The organism is Priestia iocasae (assembly GCF_016909075.1).
Taxonomy (GTDB): domain Bacteria; phylum Bacillota; class Bacilli; order Bacillales; family Bacillaceae_H; genus Priestia; species Priestia iocasae.
Genome location: NZ_JAFBFC010000017.1, coordinates 1 through 2386, shown reverse-complemented (window position 1 = coordinate 2386; position 2386 = coordinate 1). Strand labels below are relative to the sequence as shown.

Here is a 2386-nt window from a genome sequence, read left to right as displayed (position 1 = left end):
TGGTTAAGTCCTCGACCGATTAGTATCAGTCAGCTACACATGTCACCATGCTTCCACCTCTGACCTATCAACCTGATCATCTTTCAGGGGTCTTACTAGCTTGCGCTATGGGAAATCTCATCTTGAGGGGGGCTTCATGCTTAGATGCTTTCAGCATTTATCCCGTCCGCACATAGCTACCCAGCGATGCCTTTGGCAAGACAACTGGTACACCAGCGGTGCGTCCATCCCGGTCCTCTCGTACTAAGGACAGCTCCTCTCAAATTTCCTGCGCCCACGACGGATAGGGACCGAACTGTCTCACGACGTTCTGAACCCAGCTCGCGTACCGCTTTAATGGGCGAACAGCCCAACCCTTGGGACCGACTACAGCCCCAGGATGCGATGAGCCGACATCGAGGTGCCAAACCTCCCCGTCGATGTGGACTCTTGGGGGAGATAAGCCTGTTATCCCCGGGGTAGCTTTTATCCGTTGAGCGATGGCCCTTCCATGCGGAACCACCGGATCACTAAGCCCGACTTTCGTCCCTGCTCGACTTGTAGGTCTCGCAGTCAAGCTCCCTTGTGCCTTTACACTCTACGAATGATTTCCAACCATTCTGAGGGAACCTTTGGGCGCCTCCGTTACATTTTAGGAGGCGACCGCCCCAGTCAAACTGCCCACCTGACACTGTCTCCCAGCCCGATAAGGGCTGCGGGTTAGAATTTCAATACAGCCAGGGTAGTATCCCACCGACGCCTCCACCGAAGCTAGCGCTCCGGCTTCTCAGGCTCCTACCTATCCTGTACAAGCTGTACCAAAATTCAATATCAGGCTACAGTAAAGCTCCACGGGGTCTTTCCGTCCTGTCGCGGGTAACCTGCATCTTCACAGGTAATATAATTTCACCGAGTCTCTCGTTGAGACAGTGCCCAGATCGTTACGCCTTTCGTGCGGGTCGGAACTTACCCGACAAGGAATTTCGCTACCTTAGGACCGTTATAGTTACGGCCGCCGTTTACTGGGGCTTCGATTCAGAGCTTCTCCCAAAGGATAACCCCTCCTCTTAACCTTCCAGCACCGGGCAGGCGTCAGCCCCTATACTTCGCCTTACGGCTTCGCAGAGACCTGTGTTTTTGCTAAACAGTCGCCTGGGCCTATTCACTGCGGCTCTCTCGGGCTTTAACACCCTAACAGAGCACCCCTTCTCCCGAAGTTACGGGGTCATTTTGCCGAGTTCCTTAACGAGAGTTCTCTCGATCACCTTAGGATTCTCTCCTCGCCTACCTGTGTCGGTTTGCGGTACGGGTACCTCCCACCTCGCTAGAGGCTTTTCTTGGCAGTGTGGAATCAGGAACTTCGGGGCCTTGGCCCCTTCGCCATCACAGCTCAGCCTTCACGATGAGCGGATTTGCCTACTCATCAGCCTAACTGCTTAGACGCGCATATCCAGCAGCGCGCTTACCCTATCCTCCTGCGTCCCCCCATTGCTCAAACGGTGGGGAGGTAGTACAGGAATATCAACCTGTTGGCCATCGCCTACGCCTTTCGGCCTCGGCTTAGGTCCCGACTAACCCTGAGCGGACGAGCCTTCCTCAGGAAACCTTAGGCATTCGGTGGACAAGATTCTCACTTGTCTTTCGCTACTCATACCGGCATTCTCACTTCTAAGCGCTCCACCAGTCCTTACGGTCTAGCTTCAACGCCCTTAGAACGCTCTCCTACCACTGACATCGTAGATGTCAATCCACAGCTTCGGTGATACGTTTAGCCCCGGTACATTTTCGGCGCAGAGTCACTCGACCAGTGAGCTATTACGCACTCTTTAAATGGTGGCTGCTTCTAAGCCAACATCCTGGTTGTCTAAGCAACTCCACATCCTTTTCCACTTAACGTATACTTTGGGACCTTAGCTGGTGGTCTGGGCTGTTTCCCTCTTGACTACGGATCTTATCACTCGCAGTCTGACTCCCGAGAATAAGTATTTGGCATTCGGAGTTTGACTGAATTCGGTAACCCGTTGGGGGCCCCTAGTCCAATCAGTGCTCTACCTCCAATACTCTCATCTCGAGGCTAGCCCTAAAGCTATTTCGGAGAGAACCAGCTATCTCCAGGTTCGATTGGAATTTCTCCGCTACCCACACCTCATCCCCGCACTTTTCAACGTGCGTGGGTTCGGGCCTCCATTCAGTGTTACCTGAACTTCACCCTGGACATGGGTAGATCACCTGGTTTCGGGTCTACAACCACGTACTATGTCGCCCTATTCAGACTCGCTTTCGCTGCGGCTCCGTCTTTTCGACTTAACCTTGCACGGGATCGTAACTCGCCGGTTCATTCTACAAAAGGCACGCCATCACCCGTTAACGGGCTCTGACTACTTGTAGGCACACGGTTTCAGGATCT

At 53.5% G+C, this 2386-nt stretch carries 1 rRNA gene; it reads right to left on the bottom strand.

The features are described 5' to 3' along the window. Positions 1 to 2386: ribosomal RNA gene (locus JOC83_RS19905) — 23S ribosomal RNA — on the bottom strand; the annotation flags it as partial.